24 protein-coding genes are annotated in these 22,991 nt (G+C 50.3%); 16 read left to right on the top strand and 8 right to left on the bottom strand.

The window, feature by feature from the left end:
* Positions 1 to 107: 107 nt before the first annotated feature.
* Positions 108 to 464 carry a metal-sensitive transcriptional regulator gene (locus H569_RS0105030; RefSeq protein ID WP_081410883.1) on the bottom strand — a complete coding sequence of 119 codons (357 nt, stop codon included), beginning with the start codon at positions 462 to 464 and terminating at the stop codon, positions 108 to 110.
* Between the two features lie 317 nt (positions 465 to 781).
* On the opposite strand from H569_RS0105030, the gene H569_RS0105025 reads away from it, so the two are divergent.
* The 8 genes from H569_RS0105025 (at position 782) to H569_RS0104990 (ending at position 8,064) form a co-directional block, all read left to right on the top strand.
* Positions 782 to 1,036: a sulfurtransferase TusA family protein gene (locus H569_RS0105025; protein WP_027364111.1), complete on the top strand. Its 255-nt coding sequence runs from the start codon at positions 782 to 784 to the stop codon at positions 1,034 to 1,036.
* A gap of 2 nt (positions 1,037 to 1,038) precedes the next feature.
* Positions 1,039 to 1,467 carry a hydrogenase iron-sulfur subunit gene (locus H569_RS0105020; RefSeq protein WP_027364110.1) on the top strand — a complete coding sequence of 143 codons (429 nt, stop codon included), beginning with the start codon at positions 1,039 to 1,041 and terminating at the stop codon, positions 1,465 to 1,467.
* A 4-nt stretch (positions 1,468 to 1,471) separates the two neighbouring features.
* Positions 1,472 to 4,177, top strand: a complete 2,706-nt coding sequence (locus H569_RS0105015) for an FAD-dependent oxidoreductase (RefSeq protein WP_027364109.1) — start codon at positions 1,472 to 1,474, stop codon at positions 4,175 to 4,177.
* Positions 4,174 to 5,904 (top strand): CoB--CoM heterodisulfide reductase iron-sulfur subunit A family protein, encoded by a 1,731-nt coding sequence (locus H569_RS0105010; RefSeq protein ID WP_027364108.1) that lies wholly within the window; start codon positions 4,174 to 4,176, stop codon positions 5,902 to 5,904. Before H569_RS0105015 ends, H569_RS0105010 begins: the two co-directional genes overlap by 4 nt.
* Before the next feature lies 1 nt (position 5,905).
* On the top strand, positions 5,906 to 6,148 hold the full coding sequence (locus tag H569_RS0105005) for a transcriptional regulator (protein WP_027364107.1): 243 nt from the start codon (positions 5,906 to 5,908) through the stop codon (positions 6,146 to 6,148).
* Positions 6,148 to 6,447, top strand: a complete 300-nt coding sequence (locus tag H569_RS0105000) for a 4Fe-4S dicluster domain-containing protein (protein WP_027364106.1) — start codon at positions 6,148 to 6,150, stop codon at positions 6,445 to 6,447. Before H569_RS0105005 ends, H569_RS0105000 begins: the two co-directional genes overlap by 1 nt.
* A 13-nt stretch (positions 6,448 to 6,460) precedes the next feature.
* The gene (locus H569_RS0104995; RefSeq protein WP_027364105.1) at positions 6,461 to 7,444 is read left to right on the top strand and encodes a (Fe-S)-binding protein; all 984 of its coding nucleotides are present in this window, start codon (positions 6,461 to 6,463) and stop codon (positions 7,442 to 7,444) included.
* A gap of 143 nt (positions 7,445 to 7,587) precedes the next feature.
* A complete protein-coding gene (locus tag H569_RS0104990) occupies positions 7,588 to 8,064 on the top strand; it encodes a DsrE/DsrF/DrsH-like family protein (protein ID WP_027364104.1) in 477 nt (158 codons plus the stop codon).
* A gap of 28 nt (positions 8,065 to 8,092) precedes the next feature.
* On the opposite strand, the gene H569_RS23020 is transcribed toward H569_RS0104990, so the two are convergent.
* Entirely contained in the window at positions 8,093 to 8,206 is a 114-nt protein-coding gene (locus tag H569_RS23020; protein WP_238492468.1) for a toxin-antitoxin system HicB family antitoxin, read from the bottom strand.
* A 203-nt stretch (positions 8,207 to 8,409) separates the two neighbouring features.
* Here H569_RS23020 and H569_RS0104980 point away from each other — a divergent pair, with 203 nt between their 5' ends.
* Complete coding sequence (locus tag H569_RS0104980) at positions 8,410 to 9,120, top strand: HAD family hydrolase (protein ID WP_238492467.1); 711 nt, start codon at positions 8,410 to 8,412, stop codon at positions 9,118 to 9,120.
* A gap of 27 nt (positions 9,121 to 9,147) precedes the next feature.
* Positions 9,148 to 9,609: a YbaK/EbsC family protein gene (locus H569_RS0104975; RefSeq protein WP_027364102.1), complete on the top strand. Its 462-nt coding sequence runs from the start codon at positions 9,148 to 9,150 to the stop codon at positions 9,607 to 9,609.
* A gap of 61 nt (positions 9,610 to 9,670) precedes the next feature.
* Here the strand turns inward: H569_RS0104975 and H569_RS19240 are convergent, their stop codons facing one another.
* Positions 9,671 to 10,999 carry an aspartate aminotransferase family protein gene (locus H569_RS19240; protein ID WP_051273275.1) on the bottom strand — a complete coding sequence of 443 codons (1,329 nt, stop codon included), beginning with the start codon at positions 10,997 to 10,999 and terminating at the stop codon, positions 9,671 to 9,673.
* 177 nt (positions 11,000 to 11,176) lie between these two features.
* On the opposite strand from H569_RS19240, the gene H569_RS0104965 reads away from it, so the two are divergent.
* Complete coding sequence (locus H569_RS0104965; RefSeq protein WP_034629590.1) at positions 11,177 to 12,016, top strand: glycyl-radical enzyme activating protein; 840 nt, start codon at positions 11,177 to 11,179, stop codon at positions 12,014 to 12,016.
* A 2-nt stretch (positions 12,017 to 12,018) separates the two neighbouring features.
* The gene (gene hypD, locus H569_RS0104960) at positions 12,019 to 14,379 is read left to right on the top strand and encodes a trans-4-hydroxy-L-proline dehydratase (RefSeq protein WP_207637523.1); all 2,361 of its coding nucleotides are present in this window, start codon (positions 12,019 to 12,021) and stop codon (positions 14,377 to 14,379) included.
* 102 nt (positions 14,380 to 14,481) lie between these two features.
* Here the strand turns inward: hypD and H569_RS22715 are convergent, their stop codons facing one another.
* The gene (locus H569_RS22715; protein WP_169726448.1) at positions 14,482 to 14,646 is read right to left on the bottom strand and encodes a hypothetical protein; all 165 of its coding nucleotides are present in this window, start codon (positions 14,644 to 14,646) and stop codon (positions 14,482 to 14,484) included.
* Between the two features lie 91 nt (positions 14,647 to 14,737).
* Between H569_RS22715 and H569_RS0104950 the strand changes: the two genes are divergently transcribed.
* Positions 14,738 to 15,967, top strand: coding sequence for a M48 family metallopeptidase (locus tag H569_RS0104950; RefSeq protein WP_027364099.1), 1,230 nt, complete (start codon positions 14,738 to 14,740; stop codon positions 15,965 to 15,967).
* 54 nt (positions 15,968 to 16,021) lie between these two features.
* Here H569_RS0104950 and H569_RS0104945 read toward each other — a convergent pair whose 3' ends face one another.
* A complete protein-coding gene (locus tag H569_RS0104945; protein ID WP_027364098.1) occupies positions 16,022 to 16,459 on the bottom strand; it encodes a hypothetical protein in 438 nt (145 codons plus the stop codon).
* 264 nt (positions 16,460 to 16,723) lie between these two features.
* On the opposite strand from H569_RS0104945, the gene H569_RS0104940 reads away from it, so the two are divergent.
* Together H569_RS0104940 and deoC are read left to right on the top strand one after the other, a co-directional pair.
* Positions 16,724 to 17,182 (top strand): YbaK/EbsC family protein, encoded by a 459-nt coding sequence (locus tag H569_RS0104940; RefSeq protein ID WP_207637522.1) that lies wholly within the window; start codon positions 16,724 to 16,726, stop codon positions 17,180 to 17,182.
* Positions 17,183 to 17,229: 47 nt separating this feature from the next.
* Positions 17,230 to 17,889, top strand: a complete 660-nt coding sequence (deoC, locus tag H569_RS0104935) for a deoxyribose-phosphate aldolase (protein ID WP_034629587.1) — start codon at positions 17,230 to 17,232, stop codon at positions 17,887 to 17,889.
* Positions 17,890 to 17,962: 73 nt separating this feature from the next.
* On the opposite strand, the gene H569_RS19235 is transcribed toward deoC, so the two are convergent.
* On the bottom strand, positions 17,963 to 18,601 hold the full coding sequence (locus H569_RS19235) for a phosphatase PAP2 family protein (protein ID WP_051273273.1): 639 nt from the start codon (positions 18,599 to 18,601) through the stop codon (positions 17,963 to 17,965).
* A gap of 283 nt (positions 18,602 to 18,884) precedes the next feature.
* Between H569_RS19235 and H569_RS0104925 the strand changes: the two genes are divergently transcribed.
* Positions 18,885 to 20,960 carry a sigma-54-dependent Fis family transcriptional regulator gene (locus H569_RS0104925; protein WP_238492466.1) on the top strand — a complete coding sequence of 692 codons (2,076 nt, stop codon included), beginning with the start codon at positions 18,885 to 18,887 and terminating at the stop codon, positions 20,958 to 20,960.
* A 61-nt stretch (positions 20,961 to 21,021) separates the two neighbouring features.
* Here H569_RS0104925 and H569_RS0104920 read toward each other — a convergent pair whose 3' ends face one another.
* Positions 21,022 to 22,164 carry an acyl-CoA dehydrogenase family protein gene (locus H569_RS0104920; RefSeq protein WP_027364094.1) on the bottom strand — a complete coding sequence of 381 codons (1,143 nt, stop codon included), beginning with the start codon at positions 22,162 to 22,164 and terminating at the stop codon, positions 21,022 to 21,024.
* A 1-nt stretch (position 22,165) separates the two neighbouring features.
* Positions 22,166 to 22,990: an SDR family NAD(P)-dependent oxidoreductase gene (locus tag H569_RS0104915; protein ID WP_027364093.1), complete on the bottom strand. Its 825-nt coding sequence runs from the start codon at positions 22,988 to 22,990 to the stop codon at positions 22,166 to 22,168.
* Between the last annotated feature and the right edge of the window lies 1 nt (position 22,991).

The raw sequence follows: 22,991 nt of genomic DNA, 5'->3' as shown, positions 1-22,991 counted from the left end.
ATAATCCTGCAACAACTCATAAATAATTACAGGTTTTTATTATTTTGTGAAAGTCGGCGCATAATTGCTGAATTTAAAAAATAGCGCGCTTCCGGGTGCGCCGGCAGTTAAGAAAACTTTTTGAAGATATTCATAAACTCGGTTAGTGAAGCATTAATATCATTATTTTGACTGAGGTCGTTTTTGATTTTATCAGCCAGGTGGAAGGCCAGCACAGTTGCGCCTACCCTGTTGATCGCCGCTTTGATGGCGGTGAGCTGGATTACGATGTCACCGCAATTGCGGCAATCCTGTACCATCTTTTGCACGCCACGAACTTGTCCTTCAATCTTTTTCAACCTGCTGAGCACCTCGGCCTGAATTGCCGGGTCGCCGGCAGGGGTCTTCTTATCTAGGGTATCCCTTGTTGTTTCTCCGGTACTTTCATTGTTTTTATTATTGGCTGCGCTTTTTGTTCTGGGCATAATAACACTCTCCTGCCAATTCATTTTTTATAGTTACCCCCTTCGGGTATTGATTTGATTATAACCAAAATCTTTAGCTGGCACAATATTAAAATCCAACAATAAAATAAGGTAATTGGGGGTTGACAACGACATGTCCCGTGTAGTAATTTTATATTAAGATACCCTTGGGGGTATAGGTATATTAATATTTGGACATCAAATTTACCTGGTGAGTCGTATTCTCCAAGGTTATTAGCTTAAAAAGAAATAGTTTGGATACCCTGGTAGGGTATCAAATCTTAAAAATTGATTAATTAATTAAGGAGGAAGATCAAATGACACCGGAAGAGTTGAAAAACATCAAAGCCGACAAGGTTGTGGATGCAAGAGGCACATCCTGCCCGGGGCCGATCCTGGCGGCGAAAAAAGCAATTGCCGAAATCCAGCCCGGACAAATCATGGAAGTGCTGGCATCCGACGCGGGTACCAAAAAAGACCTGCCGGCCTGGTGCAAAAAGACCGGCAACGAGTTCCTCGGCATGGTTGAAGATGCCGGTGACATCAAACTGTACATTAAAAGGATGAAGTAAATATGGCTGAAACAACCAAAGAAGGCAAGGGTTTTGCTCCAAGAATCCTTGCCTTTTCAACAAATAACATTTCCGATCCGGGCATTGACCTGGCGGGCAGCTCGCACATGCACTACCCACCCACGGTAATTGTGATCAGCATGCCCTGTACCAGCGGCATCAAGCCCGAGTGGATGTTGCATGCGGTGCAAAAAGGCTTTGACGGAATCTTTATCGCTTCTGACGGCGAAGAGTGCGCCTACCTGCCGGACTGTTCGGAAAGAGCTTCCCACATTGTTAAAAGAGCGCAGGAAATGCTCGTTAAAAACGGTTACGAGGCTGAAAGAATCAAGATGGCGGCGATATGTTCCGTTTGTGCCGAGCCTTTTACCAACCAAATTAAAGACTTTTCCGAGAAGATAAAAACTCTCGGACCTGCCAGGAAGGGATAAAGCTATGAATTATGACATTCTCATTGTAGGAAGCGGTATCGGGGGGATGGAATCAGCCCTGAAACTGGGGGATATGGGTTACAAGGTGCTTGTTGTCGAAAAAGAGCCCAGCGTGGGCGGCAAAATGATTCTGCTCAGCAAAGTGTTCCCGACGTTGGACTGCGCCAGCTGTATTTCCACTCCCAAAATGGCGGCTACCACGCACCATCCCAATATCGACGTCATGATTTATTCGGAAGTGGAGCAAATCAAGCGGGGTAAAAACGGCAAATTTACAGCCAAAGTGCGGAAAAAGCCTACTTTTGTCAATTCCGCCGCCTGCACCGGCTGCCGGCAGTGCGAAATGAACTGCAATGTGGCCGTGCCGGACCAGTACAATTCCGACATGGTGGCAAGGCGAGCGGCTTATATCGCTTTTCCCCAAGCCGTCCCCAAAAAGGCGGTCATTGAAAGGGAAGGCACATCGCCCTGCTCTTATACCTGTCCGGCCGGCATCAAGGCCCATGGATACGTGGCCCTGGCCAGGGTCGGAAAATATAAGGAGGCCTTTGACCTGATTTTGGAGACCACTCCGGTTATCGGCAGCCTGGGGCGGGCCTGTTATGCCCCCTGCGAAGGAGAGTGCACCAGGGGCAGTTTGGAGGGGCCGCTGCCGATCAGAAGAATTAAACGCTTTATTGCCGACACTCATTATAGAGAAAATCCCGAACCGCAGCGCCGGTTTCCGGAAACGGTGGGAAAAAAAGTGGCCGTTGTCGGCTCCGGCCCCGCGGGTTTGACTGCTGCGTTGCACCTGGCCCGCCAAGGTTATCAGGTAAAAATATTCGAGGCGGCGGAGCAGGCCGGCGGGATGCTGCGACTGGCCATTCCCGCCTACCGGCTGCCCAAGGACGTCGTTGACAGGGATATTAAAAATGTTACCGCCCTGGGTGTGGAAATTGAAACAGGATCACGTGTGGAAAACCCGGCAGCGTTAAAGGAACAGGGTTTCGACGCTGTGTTTGTGGCTACCGGAACACCGGTTGCCAGGAGCCTCCAGGTGGACGGGGAAAACCTGGACGGCGTGATGAATGCGCTGGAATTTTTAAGTAAAATAAACCTGGGCCAAAAAATTGATTTGACCGGCAAGACCGTGGTTGTTGTGGGTGGCGGCAACGTGGCCATAGATTCGGCCCGGGTGGCGGTGCGCCTGGGTGCCCAAAAAGTGATTGTGCAGTACAGGAGAAGCCGCGAAGAAATGCCTGCCCACCACTGGGAAATTGAGGGCGCGGAAAAGGAAGGCGTTGAGTTCAGGTACCTCAGCGCTCCCCTTAAATTTATCGGCGACGGTGCCAGGGTGATTGCCGTTAAAGCTATTCAAATGGAATTGGGTAAGCCCGATGCCGGCGGGAGGAGAAAGCCGGTGCCGGTTAAGGGGTCGGAGCATCAAATAGCGGCCGATATGGTCATAACCGCCGTGGGGCTTGGGCCTGACACCCGGTCATTCAAGGCTGAGCTGGAATTAAATAAAAACGGCACAATCATGGTCAATCAGGATACTTTACAAACTTCGGTTCCTTATGTGTTTGCCGGAGGCGACGTGGTAACGGGTCCTTCCATGATTGTCAACGCGGCGGGACAGGGCCGAAAAGCCGCTTTCTTTATTGACCGGTTCCTTAAAGGTGAAGAACTGGCCGGAGCCGGGTATAATTACAGGCTGCCTCCGGTCGATCAGCAAAAGGTGCTTGCCAGGCAAAAAAGTTACCGAAAACTTGAGCCGGTAGCTGCCACTGAACATTTAAAAAGGGGCGTCAGGGACTTTTCCGAAGTTGAAGCCCCTTTGAGCGAAGAAGATGTTTGGTACAGCACGGGCCGCTGCCTGGATTGCGGTGTCTGTTCCGAGTGCAGCCAGTGTATCGCAACCTGTCCGGCCAACGCCATAGATATGACCATGCAAGAGGAACGGGTAGAAGTAGAGGCCTGCGCTGTTATCGTATCAACAGGCTTCAAGCTGTTTGACGCCAGTTTGAAAACACAATACGGTTACGGAAAATATAAAAACGTAATTTCAGGTATGCAGATGGATAGGCTGCTTGCCCCCACCAGGCCTTACAACACCGTCCTCAGGCCGGGCGACGGCAAAGTTCCCGATAATATAGCCTTTGTCCTGTGCACGGGCTCAAGGGACTGCACCGTTGATAACCCAATTTGTTCCAGGGTTTGCTGTATGTACTCGGTGAAGCAAAACCAGCTGATCATGGGCGCATTGCCCCTGGCTGACGTTACTGTTTATTACATTGACGTCAGGGCGTTCAGCAAGGGCTATGAGGAATTCTACCAGCAGGCCGGCGCCATGGGAGCCAACTTTGTCAAGGGCAGGGTGGCCAAAGTGGAAGAAAAAGAAGACGGCAACCTGGTGCTTTACTACGAAGATATCGACAATGGCGGCAAGCTGAGCCAGGCTGAACACGACCTGGTGGTCCTTTCCGTGGGGCTGCTGCCCAATGCGGAAGTGTTCAACCTGTTCAGCGGCGTGAAACTGGAAGCAGACGATTTCTCCTATGTTAAAGAAATTAATGAAGATATCAATCCAGCCCAAACCAGCATTGACGGCGTGTTCGTGGCCGGGACGGCTTCCGGCGCCAAGGACATACCGGATTCCATATTGCATGCGGGGGCGGCTGCGGCCCAGGCGGCCGCTTACGTTGAAAGGACAAGGATGAGCAAATGAGTGACAGGAAAATAGGTGTTTACATTTGTCACTGCGGCGGGAATATTTCGGACTACGTTGACGTGAAAAAGGTCAGGGAGGCTGTGCAGGGCGAGCCGGGAGTGGTGGTTGCCAAAACGGCCATGTTTACCTGCTCCGATGCCACCCAGCAGGAGATGGTCCAGGATATCCGGGAGCAAAACCTCGACGGGCTCGTGGTGGCTTCCTGCTCCCCCAAACTGCACCTGTTTACTTTTCGTGAAGTTGCCAGGCGGGCGGGCTTAAACCCTTACCAGTACACCCAGGTGAATATCAGGGAGCAGTGCTCCTGGACGCATACCGATGATAAACCGGGGGCAACGGAAAAGGCCATCAGGCTGATCAGGGGCGGGATTGCCCGGACAGCTTTAACCGAGCCGCTGGAGCCGATAAAAATCGATACCGTGCCCAAGGTCCTAATCGTAGGTGCGGGGATTGCCGGTTTGCGGGCGGCAGTGGGCCTGTCGGATTTGAGCATTTCCGTCATCCTGGTTGAGAAGTCAACTGCCCCGGGCGGTAGAGTTGCCGGTCTGGGGAAAATGTATCCCCACGGCAAAAACGGGCGGGAAATAATTAGTCAGCTCGTTGATGAGGTTAAAAAAAGAAAAAATATCACTCTCTTTACCGGCGCGGAACTGGTGGGAAAATCCGGCAGTATCGGAAACTTCACAGTAAAAATTGAGGTTGGCGGCAAAAAAGTTGAGACCGTTGAGGCCAGCGTCGGGTCAATCATTGTGGCCACCGGCTTTGAGGATTACCAGCCCGCTGCCGGCGAGTTCGGTTACGGGATCGACGGCGTGGTGACCCTGGCGGAATACAAGGCGATGCTGGACAATTCAGGCGGCAAGCCGGCTTTGGGCGGCCGGGAAATCAAAAGCGTGGTTTACGTTTATTGCGTGGGCAGCAGGCAGCAAACCGGGGATAATCCCAACAAATATTGCTCCCGCTACTGCTGTAACGCAGCGGTGCACGCAGCCATCGAGTCGGCTGAAGCCGACCCGAAAATTCGCCAGTTCCACCTTTTCCGGGACATGAGGACCTATGGCAAATTCGAAGCACTCTATACCGAGGCCAGGGATAAAGGTTCGGTTTTCATCAGATACAGCGACGCTGAGCCCCCGGAAATTCAGAAGGATGCCGGCGGCAGGTTGAAAGTAACCGTTAAAGACTTGTTAACCTTTGGGGAAGAAATTGTGATACCGGCGGATCTGGTCGTGCTGGTTACAGGAATGGTGCCCCGGAGCAACAATGCACTGGTGGACGTGTTAAAACTGCCTGTAGGGCGGGATAAATTCTTTAATGAAATTCACCCCAAATTGCGCCCGGTGGAAACCGTGGTGGACGGAGTGTTTATTTGCGGCACCTGCCAGGGGCCCAAAAATTCGGCTGAAAGCGTGGCCTCCGCGCTGTCGGCGGTCACCCAGAGCGCGTCTATTTTGAAGAAGGGTTACGTGGAACTGGAGCCGCTCATTGCGATGATAGATCCGGACAAATGCAAGATCTGTGACGTGTGCACCGGCGCTTGCCCGTATTCGGCCATTGAAAAGGGGCAGCACCGGGGTAAAGAAGTTGCCGTGGTTAATGAGGCGGTATGCAAGGGCTGCGGCGGCTGCGCGCCGGTGTGTCCCGCCAACGCCATCAACTTGAAAGGGTTTACCGACGATCAGATGGAGTCGATGATCGACGCCATGTTAAAGGAGATTGTCTGAAATGAAGGGTGAAATTAGAGATGTAAGGGAAATTATCAGAGAAGAAATGCTGATGCGGGCGAAAATAATGGCCGCGCTGCAAGAAGGGCCGATGACGGTGCCGGAAATCGCCCTGGCCGTTGGCCGCCCCGCCCATGAGGTTATGTACTGGGTGATGGGTATGCGCAAGTACGGCCAGGTTGCGGAAACGGAAGAAGACGACGGTTATTTTAAATACCGGGCGGTATTGGGGGAGGGGAAATAATGGCGCTGGTTAATCCCGAATTTGTTGATGCGGTCAGTAGGGGTGAATTCAATGCTTCAGCCTGTATGAACTGTGGGGTGTGCAGCGCGGTTTGCCCGATGGGTATCGAGCTTCTCCCCAGGAAACTGTTCAGGTACGTGCTGCTGGGCATCGAAGACAGGGTTTTGGATAATACCGAAACGATTTATTCCTGCCTGCTGTGCAAAATGTGCGAGGCCAATTGCCCGGCCCGGGTGCGGATAGCTGAAAATGTAAGGTACCTTAGATACTACATTAATAAAAAAGTTTTTAAACTTTAAGGAGTGTAAAGCCATGCCGTTGCCAACTGGCGATACCATAGGAATTTTAGCGGATAACCTGAGGAAAAGGAATTCTGTGCTGCCCATTTCGGCCGGTAACGCCACGAAATGGGCCTCGGGACTGAGCTTGCCCAGGGGAACAAAAACAGTGCTTTACACCGGCATGATGTACCAGCTCATTCCCTATATAGCGGCCATGAGCAAGGTCCAGGCAGGCATTGAAGATTCTTTTTTAGTTAATTTTATCAAGCTGGGCAGGCAGGTGAACAAGGTCATCAATATCTCCGCCTTTATGGCTATGCCTTCAAAAAGCATGAAAGAAGCCTACAACCGGATCCTGGTCAACATTGCCGCGCTGTTGCAGCAGGCGGGAGTGCAGTTTGGTTATCTTTACGAGGAAGAGCTGTACTCGGGCGCGCTGATCTATGACCTCGGTGTGGATGACCTTCTTGGTGAACATGCCCAAAAGGTTTACAACACCTTTAAAAAACACGGCGTTAAAAATGTCATCACCGTGGACCCTCATACCACCAATATGCTCAGGTCGGTTTACCCGGCGCTGATCAAAGGGTATGATCTAAATGTAAAAAGTTACCTGGAAGTTTTGGTCGAGCGCAAAATCCAGCCTAAAAACAGCCTGAACCTGGAAGCAGTAATTCATGATTCCTGTGTTTATGCCCGCTATGAAAACGTTTTAAATGAACAAAGGACTCTGCTGGCCAACGCGGGTGTGGACGTTAAAGAGCCGGAGAATTCGGGGAAATTCACCCTTTGCTGCGGCGGGCCGGCGGAATCGCTTTACCCCAATAAAGCAAAGGCGGGCGCTCAAAAAAGAATTGACCAGTTAATTAAGGTTTCTACCAACGCTGTAACCATGTGCCCGATTTGTTTTGTGAACCTCCAAAAGGCTGCCGGTGACCGGCTGCGCCTCAACGACATCTCAACTTACCTGGTGCAGGCCTACTGCGGCGAAGGCGGCGCCTGCGCGGCCAGATAGCAACTATGCCGCTAAACGCGGTACCATCAGCAGGATTAAAAAGGGGTGTAGGGGCGGACGACCCTGTCCGCCCGCTCCAATGCAGGCCGTTAGGCTTTTGGGCGGATAGATTTTCAGATTAATACAACCGGGGAGGAATGGTGATGGACACCACTAAAAAAACGATTATCGTCTTCAGCGGTGACCTGGATAAAGTAATGGCGGCGTTTATTATCGCCAACGGGGCCGCCGCCATGGGCGACGAGGTAACCATGTTCTTTACCTTTTGGGGCTTAAATGCCCTAAGGAAGCCGGAGAACGTAAAAACAAAGAAAAGCTTCCTGCAGTGGATGTTCGGCAAGATGATGCCCAGGGGCGCCGGCAAGCTGGGCATTTCCAAAATGAACTTCTGCGGTATGGGAGCTAAAATGATGAAGAGGGTAATGAAACAGCAAAATGTAACTTCGCTGCCGGACCTGATCCAAACGGCCAGGGAGCAGGGAATTAAAATGATCGCCTGCACCATGTCCATGGACGTGATGGGCATCAGGGAAGAAGAATTGATCGACGGCTTGGAGTACGCCGGGGTGGCCACTTACCTGGGCGAAGCGGACGAGGCCAATGTTAACCTGTTTATATAAAGAAATGGGGCTTTAACAGGCCCTATTTTTATTTCATCGGATGCCCTATACCCCGGGCTAATTGATAAAGGATAAATTGATTTAGACTGACATTTTCAGCTTTAGCCTGTTCAGATGAGGCTTTATGCAGGGACTTTGGCATTCTTAACCTTAACTGGACCGGAAAAATCATTGGTTGTCGGTTCTGGTATATCTCTGCCCAGTTCCAAACAAGTTTCAATCCCACATTTTTTTGCATCATTAATACTGGTTATAGCTTCCGTCTTTTAAAGTTAATTTCAGTTTTATGGTATACTTTCTCTAAAAGCTATTAACGTATTTGTTACAGGGGGTAGGTGCTTATTGGTGAAGGCGGTTTTGTTTGATCTTGACGGAACCCTATTGCAATTAGATACACAGGAGTTTATGAATATCTACTTAAAAGAAGTTGCCGGCGTAGCGATCCCGTTAGTTGAGCCGCAACGGTTTACTACAGCTTTACTTTCCAGCACATATCGGATGCTGCATGACCGTGATCCCCAAAGGACTAATTCCGAAGTGTTTTGGGCTGATTTTAGTAACAGGCTGAGCGATTGTATAGATAGCCTGACACCATTGATTGAAAGCTTTTACGCGGAACAATTCCGCAACCTGTCCTGGGTGGCCAAACCTAGCGAAAGTGCGCGTAAAGCTGTTCTGGCCGCGCTGAATAAGGGTGCCAGAATTGTGCTGGCAACTAATCCGGTGTTCCCCCGCTCGGCCGTTATGGACCGGATGGCCTGGGCCGGGGTTGACGATTTGCCTTGGGAATTTGTCACCAGTTATGAGGACATGCACTTTTGCAAGCCGTATCAGGAGTACTACAGCGAGATAATCTCCAGGTTAAAGCTGAATCCACAGGAATGCCTGATGGTTGGCAACGATGTTGGGAAGGATATGGTGGCAGGCTATCTTGGTTTTCGAACTTACCTGGTAACCGATCATTTAATAGATAACGGCCAATCGGCCATTAAACCGGACTGGGCCGGAAAACTTGATGAACTGGCAGGCTGGCTGGCGGAAACGGATATTTTTTAAAATAATTATGGGGAAGGAGAGTAAAAGGTGTCTATCGACAGCGTAAAGGAGTACATAAGTAAATTTGATCCGAAGCTTGTTCCCATTGAATTTAGCGAAAAGACGGCGACGGTGGAGGAAGCGGCCCGGGCGCTGGGCGTGGAGCCCGCCATGATTGCCAAAACAATTCTATTCAGGGCGGGTGATAATTACGCCTTGTTTGTCACAGCCGGAGACGTGCGGGCCAATACCAAGAAGGTTAAGGTTTTGCTGGGCGGCAAGCCCAGGCTTGCCACCGCCGAGGAGGTAAAAGAGGTTACCGGCCATCCCATTGGCGGGGTCTGTCCGTTTGCCCTAAAACAGTCTGTGCCTGTTTATCTCGATGAATCAATTAAACGTTTCGAGGTGGTATACATTGCGGCGGGCACTCCGCACTCGGCGCTGCCGATTACCTTTGACCAGCTTTGCGAAATTACCGGTGGCTCGGTTGTGGACGTCCTTCCCGCTTAAAGCATAAAAAGATTAAAGCCTGCTTCGGCAAAAGCCCGAGCAGGCTTTGTAAGTGATTTGGCTAAAGTTTTGCCGCCATCTCCAGGCCCGTTTCCCCCGCAGCGTTGATGATTCTGTCTATATCTTCGCCGGTGTGGGCCATGGAAAGGGCTCCACCGCCATAAACCGTGTAAATGCCTTTGTTCATCATCCTAATGCGGAATTCCAGGTCTCGTTTCTTTGTGTCGGTACTTGATTCTATTGCTTCAATATTGTTCAGCTTGGTATCGTCTTGCGGGAAGCAGACGGTAAACAGCGAGCCGATGCCGGTGCATTTTGCCCTGATACCCGCTGAATTCAAAGCCTTTTCCACACCTTCACGCACGCGTCGGCCTTTTTCCTCCAGCGCGGGGTAGATTTCCGCGGCGTTGGCTTCCAAGTGGCCGACCATGGCCAGGCTGGCGAGCATGGTTAGCGGCATGCAGGAGAAAGTGCCGCCGCCCATCAATACCCCCTGCCCTTTGGGTAGCCCGGAAGTGGGGCCGGCAAGTTCCATTATTTCTTTTCTGCCGGCCACCAAGCTGATATTCATGCCGCCGCCCAGCACTTTGCCCATGGTACAAAGATCCGGTTTGACGCCGAACCGCCCCTGGACACCCTGCAGCGACAGCCGTAGTCCGGTTATAACTTCGTCTAAGATAAATAAAGCGCCGGCTTTTTGTACTTCATTACGCACAGTTTCGAGGTAGCCGGGCACAGGAGGAATGAACAGCTGACCCACACCCTCGATAATAATTCCGGCCAGGTCGTTCCCGGCCCTCCTGATGGCCTCTACGGTACCTTCCAGGTCATTGTATGAAAACGTTTCCGTATATTGAACCGCTTCAGGTAATATGCCCGCGCTTTCTGGAATATCCATCGGCTCATGTATGGCCTTGCTCAACTCCGAGTTTGCCCCGTGCCAGCCTCCCCGTGCTTTAAGGATAATCTTTCTTCCCGTGTAGGCCCGGGCCAGCCTTAGCGCGTACATGGTGGCCTCGGTGCCCGAGACGCCGAATTTCATCATTTCCGCGCAGGGAACTATTTGGTTTATTTTTTCAGCCAGTTCAACCTGGTATTGGTTTACAAACCCCCAGTGGGTACCCCTGGCCACCGCTTCCCGCAGCACCCCGGCCACAGCTTCGGGCTGGTGGCCCAGGATGTGTGTGTAATGGCCCATCCACAAATCAATGTACTCGTTGCCGTCGAGGTCTTTAATTCTGGAGCCGGCAGTTTCCTTTATGTATAAAGGGTAAGGCGCGAAGTATCGCATATTGTGGGAAACTCCTCCGGGCATAACCTTAACTGCCCTCTGGTACATGGCCTGGGAACCGGGTGTTCTTCCAATGTACTCCCTGATATAGTCTTCCAAAACCAATTGCCCCCTTTTCGCTCATTTTATTGTATATAGATTAACAAATTTTCTGGATAATTGCATTGATAAATTTCTCCTGGCGGCTGACACCTCCAATTTTTAAATGCTATAATTATTCCACAGGCAAAATTGCTCTTTGAGGTGGTTTTATTGACAGGAACAATCTTTGACATTATGAGGTATTCTATTCATGACGGGCCGGGCATCAGGACCACGGTGTTTTTAAAGGGCTGCCCGTTGAGCTGCTGGTGGTGCCATAATCCTGAAAGCCAGTCTGCGAAAAAAGAAATACTTTTTAATCGCGACAGGTGTATAGGCTGTGGCGAGTGTAAAACGGTTTGCCCCGCCGGAGACGGCAAGTGTCTTGCCTGCGGCAACTGTGCCGGTGTATGCTGTTCCGGTGCCCGTGAACTGGTGGGCAAAACTGTGGAGCCGGCGGAAATAATCAAGGAGATAGAAAAAGACCTCATTTTTTATGAAGAATCCGGTGGCGGTGTAACCTTTTCCGGCGGAGAGCCGTTGCTGCAGGCTGATTTTGTCCAGTGCCTGCTGGAGTTATGCAGAAAAAGGGAGATCCACACTGCCATTGAAACCAGCGGCTTTGCCCCGCTGGAAAAACTGTTGCAATTAAGTGCCGGTACAGACTTGTTTCTTTATGATTTAAAGCTGATGGACGACTTGAAGCATCAAAAGTACACCGGTGTTTCCAACCGGTTGATTATACAAAACCTGCGGGCGTTAGCTGCGCAGCATGATAATATCATTGTACGTGTACCCGTTATACCGGGAATTAACGACGATGACGGCAATATTAACAAGACCGGAGATTTCGTGTCTGCTCTTGGGATCAGGGAAATTAATATTCTGCCTTATCACAAGGCGGGCATGGATAAATATGAAAGAATCGGCAGGACATATCTGCTGCCCGGCCTGGAACCCCCGACAGGGGAGCGGGTGGCGGAACTGGCCGGTATTTTACAAGGTAAAGGTTTAAAGGTCAAAATAGGGGGTTAGATATGATGAATGAAAGAGTTGCCACACTGAGGGAGCAAAGCCTGAAGGCCGAAGCGAGGGTATCAACCGAGAGGGCTGAATTGATGACCAGGTTTTACAAGAGTGCAGGGGTCTATTCTGCTCCCGTGCTGCGGGCCTTGGCTTTTAAGTTCCTTATGGAAAATAAGGCTATTTATATTGGTGACGGGGAGTTGATCGTTGGTGAGCGGGGTCCCGCCCCTAAAGCAACCCCCACCTACCCCGAGCTGTGCTGTCACAGCCTGCAGGACCTGGAAATATTAAACTCAAGGGAAAAAGTATCTTATACCGTAAGCGAAGAGGCCAGGCGGGTTTATGAAGAAGAGATCATCCCCTTCTGGCGGGGCAGGTCGATGAGGGATATCATTTTTGACCAGATGACCGCGGAGTGGAAGGACGCCTATGACAGTGGAATTTTTACCGAGTTTATGGAACAAAGGGCTCCGGGACATACTGTTCTGGACGATAAAATATACCGCAAGGGTTTTTTAGACTTTAAAAAAGATATCGCGCAAAGCCTGGAGAAGCTTGATTACTTGAATGACCCCGATGCTTACAACAAGCAGGAGCAGCTCAAAGCAATGGCTATTTGTGCTGACGCCATAATTGCTTTTGCCCGCAGGCATGCTGAAAAAGCCTTGGAAATGGCCAGGTTCGAATCAAATCCGACAAGAAAAAAAGAATTGGAGAAAATCGCGGAGGTTTGCCACCGGGTTCCCGCCCATGCTCCGGCCAATTTTTGGGAAGTGCTGCAGTGTTACTGGTTTGTCCACCTGGGTGTGATCACAGAATTAAATACCTGGGATGCCTTTAACCCCGGCAGGCTGGATCAGCACCTGTATCCCTTTTACAAACAAGGGCTGGAGGAAGGTTCTCTGACTAAGGAACAGGCCAGAGAGCTTTTACAGTGCTTTTGGATTAAGTTCAACAACCAGCCCGCGCCGCCGAAGGTCGGGGTTACAGCAGAGGAAAGCGGCACCTACACTGATTTTGCCAATATTAATAGCGGCGGGTTAAAGCCTGACGGTTCGGATGGCGTTAATGAAGTAACTTATTTGATCCTGGATGTAATAGACGAAATGAGGCTTCTCCAGCCCAGCTCCAATATCCAGCTCAGCAAGAAAAACCCGGACAGGTTTTTAAAAAGGGCCTGTAAGATTATCAGGAAGGGTTGGGGGCAGCCTTCTATATTTAACGCCGACATGATCGTGGAAGAACTGCTGCGCCAGGGCAAATCCATTGAAGACGCCAGGTGCGGCGGGGCCAGCGGCTGTGTGGAAACCGGGGCTTTCGGCAAAGAGAGTTATATCCTGACCGGCTACTTCAACCTGGTAAAAATACTGGAACTGACTTTAAATAACGGGATTGACCCCCGCACCGGTAGACAGCTCGGCCTTAAAACCGGGGATCCGGCGCAGTTTAAAACAATAGAAGATTTGCTGGATGCATTTAAAAGGCAGCTAAAATATTTTATTGACGTTAAGATCAAAGGCAATAATATCATTGAAAGGCTTTACGCAGCCCACATGCCTGCGCCGTTTCTTTCCATCGTAATTGACGACTGCATCGCCAAAGGTAAAGATTATAACGACGGCGGGGCCCGTTACAACACTAATTACATCCAGGGTGTGGGGTTGGGGAGTATAACTGACTGTATTTCAGCAATTAAATATCATGTTTTCGATCAGCATAACCTGACCATGCAGGAATTGCTGGAAGCCCTGCGGGTAAATTTTGCGGGCCGGGAAAAGGTGCGCCTGCTGCTGTTGAATAAAACACCCAGGTATGGAAATGATGACGACTATGCCGATGACATTATGAAAATGGTTTTTGATATTTATTACAACGAGGTTAACGGGCGTAAAAATACCAAGGGAGGAGTATACAGGATCAACCTGCTGCCCACCACCTGCCACGTTTACTTCGGCTCTGTCATTGGCGCCACCCCGGATGGAAGAAAGGCCGGCGAACCTCTGTCCGAAGGTATTTCACCCGTGCAGGGAGCAGACAGGAAGGGTCCCACGGCCGTAATTAAATCCGCGGCCAAGATGGACCACGCGCGCACCGGCGGAACACTGTTGAATCAAAAATTTACGCCCCAGGTCCTGGAAGGCGACAGTGGCATAGATAACCTGGCCCACCTGGTGCGGTCTTACTTTAAAATGGACGGTCACCATATCCAGTTCAACGTGGTTGACGCCGCTACCCTGCGGGAAGCCCAGGCCAACCCGGAAAAATACCGGGATCTGATAGTCCGTGTGGCCGGCTACAGCGATTATTTCTGTGATTTGAGCAGGGCGCTGCAGGATGAGATAATCGCCAGGACAGAACACAAATCATTTTAAAGCATTAAAGAGTGAACGGGCAAAAAAAAGCCCTCAGGCTGGAAATAATTTTTAGCCGGGGGCTTTTTATATGATATAATGGTAAAAATTAACAAGTGTATTTTAGTATTTGACGCTGGGGCGGAATTGGTCAAGAAAACCTAATGCGATATGTGCAAGCCCGAATCCGGTTAATCCTGCACCAAGGGAGCCGCCTATGATTCTGCCCAATCCGGTTACAGCCGCGCCTGTGGCAAGAACCGCCCAGCTGGTCGTATTGCCTTTCATTTTTTCACCTCCTGTTATTATTGTTTCATCCGGGCAATTTGCTATGCCCCAATTCCGGAGGTAATGAAAAGTCATTTTGGGAGGGATTAAACTGCAATTAAAAGCAAATGGATTGTGGCTGCTGCTGATCGCTGTTGCCGGTTTTTTCTGCCTGCTTTATATTTGGTTTACTTTATTCCCTGGCCGCATAAATCCGGAAGTTTTTAATTATTTTTCCAAACAACAGGTTTATGACGGCCGGGCATACAGTTTTGTGCCCAGGTTATTGTATGCCTTAAGTTTTTTGGCCCAGGCTTCTTTTTTGATCCGGCTGGTTTTCGGTGGGCGGGCCGTTGCCGTTTCCCGTTCCATCCTGCAAATTACCGGCCGGTCCATATGGTCGTATCTATTGTTTTTTTTAGTTTTATGGCTGCTATTAAAACTAATTTCGCTACCCTTTGATTTATATACCGGTTTCTTTTGGCAGCATCACTGGGGCTTCTCAACCCAGACGCTGGGGGCCTGGTGGTCTGATTATTTTAAAAGTGCCGGGCTGGAATTGGTTCTTTCCGCCGCCGGGGTGGCCATCCTCTTTGGAATTATCGGGCGCTGGCCGAACTTCTGGTGGCTGATTACAGCCACTCTGGTGTCGCTCTGGCTCGTTTTGCAGAGTTTGCTCTGGCCGGTGCTGGTTTCTCCTTTATTCAACAAGTTTGAGCCGGTTAAGGATCCCGCGATAACGGCGATGGTGCAGCAGCTTTCCCAAAAAGCCCGGCTGCCTGTCGACCAGGTATTGGTAATGGATGCCAGCAAGCGAACCACCAAGGCCAACGCTTACTTCACCGGCCTGTTTGGGACCAAACGGATAGTGCTTTATGACAACCTGCTTGCCGATTACCACATAGAGCAGGTAAGAGCCGTTGTGGCTCACGAGATGGCCCACTGGAAGCGGGGACATATCGTCAAAGGCCTGGCACTGGGTGTTGCCGCCAATTTTTTAATCTGGCTGGTACTGTTCCTGGTTTTACAGGATATGGTGCCCTCAGCCAGATATTACCCGCCCTACACCTGGGCGGTGATAGTGCTGTTTTTCTTGCTGGTCTCTTTTGTAGGGAGCCCCCTGCAAAACTATGTTTCCAGGGGGATGGAGCGTGAAGCCGACCGGGTTTCTGTGCTGCTTACCGGCGATGTTCCGGGAGCCGTTCAGCTTGAAGTTAATCTGGCCGTTAAAAACCATTCCGATGTTTCCCCGCCGAACTTCATCCGCTGGTTTAGCTACAGCCACCCGCCGGCTTTGACGAGGATAAACGATATCATACAGGAGGGGCGGAAGTGTGATTAATGCTAAAAAAGCCGCTTAGACCAAGCGGCTTTTTTAGTCCTTGTCCCAGTAATGCTACATCATGTGCTGTTGTGTCTGTTGATAATAGCTCTGGTTGGTAATGCCCTGGTTAAAATACGCTCCCTGGTTGGGGTATACGCCCTGGTTGGTGTAGCCGGTATTTGATTCCCTGACGCTTTGCAATGCCCTGGACAGGTCATTAAGCTTGAATTGGATTCGATTTAAAATGTAACCGGCCATATCCAAGCGCTCGTTGATGGTTTGGTTTAACTGTTGGGTTGCCTGGGCAATTTGAGCCGACATATTCCTGGCATTTTGGGCCTCCCTAAGCGCACCCTGAAGGTTGCCGGAATTAATAGACATAATTATATTGTCGCAGGCAGAAACGAGGTTGCGGGATATTGCGACTGACCTGTTAGACTCCGCCAATAGCATCTGGCCCCGGCGAACTGCGTGCTGTAAAAAGGGGTTGGGTCCAAATTCATGATGCATTTTTCAACACCTCCTGATTTATTTCAATATTATTTTTTAGAGAATGACACAATGTTATGCTGATTAAAATTTGACTATTATCCTTGTGGCAGCAGCTAAAAGAAATACGAGAATTTTACTTTAGCATGCAAAGCGTGGCTCAAATGGAAAAAATATAAATAATTGCTTTGCTAAAACTGGCCACAGCCGTTGTTGCCCCCGGGAAGACAAGCTGGTGTTTTTCGGGTATAATGGTGCCGATAGCTAGTTTTGGAGGGAAAAGCTGTGATTGATCGTGTGCGTGAATATGTGCAGTCCTACGATCCCAGTATCGAGCCGATTGTTTTTAAGGAAAAAACCGGCACAGTGGAGGAAGCAGCCAGGGTTTTGGGAGTTGAACCGGGCAAAATAGCAAAATCCATTTTATTCCGGTCCGGGGATAAATATGGTTTGTTTGTCGTAGCGGGTGACAGGCGAATAGATCAGAAAAAGGTCAAAACTCTGCTGGGCAGCAAGCCCAAAATGGCTTCTTCGACTGAGGTTGAGGCTGTGACCGGCTACAAGGTGGGCGGTGTCTGTCCCTTTAATTTGCTTCAAGATATACCGGTTTATCTTGATGAAACAATGCAAAGATTTAATGTGGTTTATACTGCAGCCGGCAGCGCTAATTCTTTATTGCCGATATCGCTTGAAAAACTGATGGAGATAACTGGCGGCAGTTTAGTTGATGTCAGCATGTCGTAGCAGCAGCCATCCCCAAGGGAGATGAAACATTGATAAGTGCTCAAGCAATGGCCGGTTTGATTGACCATACTTTACTAAAGCCGGTGGCAACAAGTGAAGATATCATCAAGCTTTGTAATGAAGCCAAAAAATTCGGTTTTGCGGCGGTTTGCGTTAACCCGTTTTATGTACCACTGGCAAAGGAACAACTCAGCGATTCCGCTGTAGCAGTGTGCGCTGTGGTCGGGTTCCCCCTGGGAGCCGCTTCAATTAAGTCCAAGGCATTTGAGGCAAGTAATGCCGTCTTATCAGGTGCCAGTGAAATAGATATGGTGATCAATATCGGGGCGCTAAAGGAACGCCTGGATGATCTGGTTCTGGCTGATATTGCGGCGGTGGTGGAAGCGGTTTATGCAAATAATCACGACGGTTTGGTTAAGGTTATTATTGAAACTTGTTTTCTTACCGAAGAGGAAAAAATACGGGCCTGCCTGCTGGCCGAAAAGGGTGGAGCCCGTTTTGTCAAAACCAGTACCGGCTTTGGAACCGGCGGGGCAACGGTGGAAGATGTGTCCCTGATGCGCAAAACAGTTGGCAAACAAGTTGGCGTTAAGGCATCCGGCGGAATCAAAACCTTGCAACAGGCCCTTGCGATGATTAAGGCGGGTGCAAATAGAATCGGCGCCAGCGCCGGGGTTGATATAATAAAGGAAATGATATTTATGTAAAAGGCCACCCACCCGGCGGTCTTTTTACATTTATAAAGTGAGAGCTTAAACCGGTTATGGAGGCTAAAGGAAGTTAATTTGAAAAATACTTTTTGGCGAAGAAACAGATATTTAGCCAGGCCAATCCCACGGCATAGCCGCCTAATATATCCGTCGGGTAGTGTACGCCCAGGTAGATGCGGCTGATGCCGATCATAATGATAAAAACAACAGCGACCAGGGCAATTAACCTGCGGATGGAAGAAGATCGCCGGAAATAACTATAAATAATCAAGGCCAGGCAACCGTAAACAACAATGCCCATCAGTGCGTGCCCGCTGGGAAAGCTAAAGCCGGAGGCTGGTACCAGCGGGTTCTCCCCCGGTCGAGACCGGTGAAAAAAATTTTTTAATGTTTCAATTAAAAACCAGCCCCCCAGTGTGGATACCGTCAGAATTAAAGGTTCTGAAACCGGGCGCCTGGTGATTAAAAACAGGATTACAAATGCAGGAACAAGAACGTAAAGCGTCCCGGTGTTTCCAAATAAGGTTATGTTTTTCATCACCGAGGTCAAATAAGGATCAGTAAACTGCCTGATAAATTGAATAACAGCATTGTCAAAAGCAGTGGTTTTATTTAATACTACAGCCCGGGCCAGCACAGCAAAAAATATAGCTAAAATACCAGCCGGTAAAAGTTGAAGGAAGCTTGGTTTTCTACGGTATCTATACATAAAGAACACTCTCCTCCGGTAATATGTCCAATTATACACCCGTAAATATAATATAATTATTTTATTTACTTATAGCCATTATTTAACAAATCATTTGTCTTAGCTTTTTACCGGCTCTCAATTAATACAACACGGGAGTTGTTTTTTGTACTATATTATTTATTAGTTGTGCCAAATATTAATATTTATTACTATCTGGATATATCAGGTAATGCGTGCCAACTAACCAAAGATATGCGATATAATATTTGTAGCTGCGGCGAAAGGGGGGATCGCTTTGCGGATGAGAGACTTTATGACGACGGATGTGCCTGCTTTAAATCCGGGGGATAGTATCAAGCGGGCTGTTGAACTTTTTCGCCAAACCCGCCTGGATGGCATACCTGCTGTTGATGAAAACGGCAGGCTGACAGGCCTGCTGACCAAAGTGAATTTATATAATGCTATTTTGGAGGGCTGCTCATTGGACAGGCCGGTAAGCGGTTTTCTGACCCGCAAGGTAGTGACAGTGGAAATGGAAGCCCCTTATCATTATGTGGAAAACGTGGTTAAAACCAGTCCGGTGGGGATGGGAGTTGTAGTCGACGAACATAACCGGGTGCGTGGGGTTTTTACCAAAGTTGACATGATTATGGCTTTGTTTAGACAGGCAGATTTGTTAAATGCCAGGCTTAAAGCCGTTTACCAGGCCATGCATAACGGACTGGTATCGGTTGACAGGTCAGGGCTGATCACTTTGCTTAACCCGGCCGCGGAAGCGCTTTTGGGGGTCAGGGAAGAGGCAGTGCTGAACGTTTCTGCGGAACATGTGCTGCCGGGCTTAAATTTTACCGGGGTGATGGAAACAGGGCGGGTGGAGATTGGCAAAAAGTGTACGGTGGCCGGCCGGGCGCTGCTGGTCAACTTTACGCCGGTAATTGATCGCGGGCGTACCGCCGGGGCCATGGCTATTCTGCAGGACCTTACTGAACTGGAAAAGGTTGCGGCCGAGTTGGAGAGTGTCCGGACACTGCAGCATACTCTGCGGACGGTTCTTGATATTGCATATGACGGGATAGTGGTGGTTGATAAAGATGGCTGCATAACTTTTGTAAACCAGTCCCTGGCTGATTTTTTCGGCCTTGACCCCAAAGAAGCCATTGGCAGGCACGTTACCAAGGTATTGGATAACAGCCGGCTGCATATAGTTGCCCGCACGGGGGTTCCGGAAACGGGGCAATTGCAGCAGGTGAGAGGCAGTTATTATGTGGTTTCCCGCCTGCCCATAGTGGAAAACGGCAGAGTGGTCGGGGCAGTTGGTAAAATGATGTTCCGCAACCTGGAAGAGATCAGGGAAATGGCCAAGCGTATGGATGCCCTTGAAAATCAGCTGAATTACTACCGTACGGAATTGGAGAAGAAAGGAAGTACATACTATACTTTTGACAGTATTATTTCAGTCAGTTCAGCGGTGATTAAGCTCAAACAGGAAGCCCTTCAGGCCGCGCGGGGTACTTCAACTATCTTGATCCGGGGGGAAAGCGGCACGGGGAAAGAGCTTTTTGCCCAGGCTGTTCATGCGGCCAGTCCCAGGCGGAGCCGTGCTTTTGTTAAAGTTAATTGTGCTGCCATTCCGGAGCACCTTTTGGAATCTGAATTTTTTGGCTATGCACCTGGTGCTTTTACCGGGGCGCAGCGGGGAGGCAAGCCCGGGCGCTTTGAGCTGGCCGACGGCGGCACAATTTTTCTTGACGAAATCGGGGATATGAGCCCGGGTCTGCAGGCCAAGCTGCTGCGGGTGCTGCAGGATAAAGAGTTTGACCGTGTGGGCGGAACGCGCCCAATTCAGGTGGACGTGCGGGTGGTGGCGGCAACCAATCGTGACCTGGAAGAAATGGTGGCCAGGGGCGAGTTCAGGGAAGATCTTTTTTACCGGCTGAACGTGATTGAGCTTACCATACCTCCATTAAGGGAACGTCCGGAAGACATCCTGCCCCTGGTGCACTATTTTTTGCGCAAGTACAATGAAATATTTGGGACCATAGTTGCGGATATAGATGAGGAAACCCTGGGTATATTTAATGGCTATCACTGGCCGGGAAATGTTCGCGAGTTGGAGAATATCATTGAGCGGGCGGTTAATTTTGCTTCGGGCAGTGTAATCCGGGTAAAAGACCTGCCGGCCTACCTGCGCGGGGACAAGCCCGGGCAAGAAGGCTCAAATCCGGGAGGGAACTATCGTGACCGGCTGGGAGGTGCTGAAAGGGAAATCATTGTTTCCGCATTGAAGGCTTCCGGGGGGAATAAAACCAGGGCTGCACGCATGCTGGGCATAAGCCGCTCCCGGTTATACGAAAAGCTGAAAAAACTGGGGATCTGAGGAAAGGGGACACACCTCCTGCGGAGGTATGTCCCCAACTTATGAATTTCCCCTTTAATTGCTACAACCCTAATTCTTTGGCAATAATGCTTTTCATTACTTCGGTGGTGCCGGCAAAGATATTGAATATGCGCACGTCCCTAAAGTCCCGGCTGATGGGGTATTCGTCGCAAAAACCGTAACCCCCGTGCAGCTGCAGGCAATGGTAGGCCACCCGGTTGACCATTTCGGTTATCCACCACTTGGCCATGGATACTTCCTTAACCACTCTCTCCCCGGCCAGGTGCTTTTCAACCAGCTGGTTGAGGAAAGTGCGGCCCAGCTCTATTTCCGTGGCCATCTCCACAATTTTAAAGGAATTGTGCTGGAAAGAAGAAACCGGCTTGCCGAAGATTTTACGGTCCCGGCAGTATTCAATGGTGTACTGAATCATTCTCTCGGCTACGCCCTGGGCCATCACCGAACAAACCAGGCGTTCCTGCTGCAGCTTTTCCATTAGGTAGGTGAACCCGGCGTTTTCTTGGCCCAGAATATTGCTCGCCGGCACCCGGCAGTCCGTAAAGATCAACTCCGATGTGTCCTGGCTCCGCAGCCCCATTTTGTCCAGCTTGCGTCCCCGGAGAAAGCCGGGGGTGTCCCGTTCAACCACAATCAGGCTGATGCCCCGGTGCGGGGGATTAGCCCCGGGATCTGTTTTGCATGCCACTATCACTAAATCAGCCAGGATTCCGCTGGAAATAAACGTTTTGGCCCCGTTGATGACGTAATCGTCACCGTCCCGAACGGCAGTGGTGCGGATGGCGGCCAGGTCGGAGCCGGTGTCCGGTTCGGTCATGGCCACGGCCGCAATGATATCGCCCGAAACGCACCCGGGCAGCCATTTTCGTTTCTGCTCCGGGGTGCCGTAGGAGGCGATATACGGAACTACAATATCACTGTGCAGGGGGAACATGACGTGGGTTCCGGCCCGGGCCAGTTCCTCGGTGATGATCAACGAGTACTCAAAACCCGCTCCCGCCCCGCCGAATTCCTCTTCCACCCAGGGGCATAAGAAGCCGTTGTCCCCGGCTTTGCTCCACACTTTCCGGGGTACCAGGCCCTCTTTTTCCCACGTTGGGTAATCAGGTATTATCTCCGCCTGCAAAAATTTTTTAAAGGCATCACGAAAAATTTTATAATCGCCGGTATTTAAATCCAGGGCCATTTTACAGACCTCCGGTGACCCGTAAAACTTCTCCGCTGATGTAATCGGCAAGCGGCGAAGCCATTAACAGGATCGCGTTTGCAGCCTCTTCGGGTGTGCCGGCCCGTCTCAGCGGAATCATCGCTTTAAACATCTGCCGCGCGCTTTCGGGAATACCGATGGAAACGTCCTTGTCTTCCATCTTAATCGCTTCTCCCTTTTCCTTGGCCTGGGTCAGCCGGGTTTCAATAAAGCCGAAGGCCACGGTATTTACGCAAACGTTAAAGGAGCCCCATTCCTTGGCCAGCGTTTTGGTAAGCCCTACGACTGCCGCCTTGGCGCTGGAATAATTGGCCTGGCCTGCGTTTCCGTCCAAGCCGGCAATGGAAGAAATATTAATGATCTTGCGGGTCACTCTTCTGCCCTCTTCTTTATCCTTTTTGGCGGCATCCCGGATGTACGGCGCTGCCGCCCGGATGATCCTGAAAGGGGCGGTTATATGAATTTTTAGCATGGCTTCCCACTGCTGGTCGGTCATTTTATGAATAACACCGTCCCAGGTATAACCGGCGTTGTTTACAATAACATCAATGCTCGGCCCGAAGGACTCAACAGCGGTTGCAATAAGTTTTTCCGCAAAGCCATCGGCGGTTACGTCACCAACGCAGGCCACGGCCCGGCCGCTGCGGGCTTTGATTTCTTCGACAACTTCCAGCGCAGGCGCTTCGTCCAAATCGCTGACAACCACCCTGCCGCCCTCCCGGGCAAAAAGCAGTGCGGTTTCGCGGCCGATGCCCCGTCCCGCCCCGGTAATAATGCAGCACTTATCTTTTAGCATTAAATCCATG

This window comes from Desulfotruncus alcoholivorax DSM 16058 (assembly GCF_000430885.1).
GTDB lineage: Bacteria > Bacillota > Desulfotomaculia > Desulfotomaculales > Desulfallaceae > Desulfotruncus > Desulfotruncus alcoholivorax.
The sequence above is the reverse complement of the archived record's forward strand: the minus strand, read 5'-3'. Positions and strand labels throughout refer to the sequence as shown.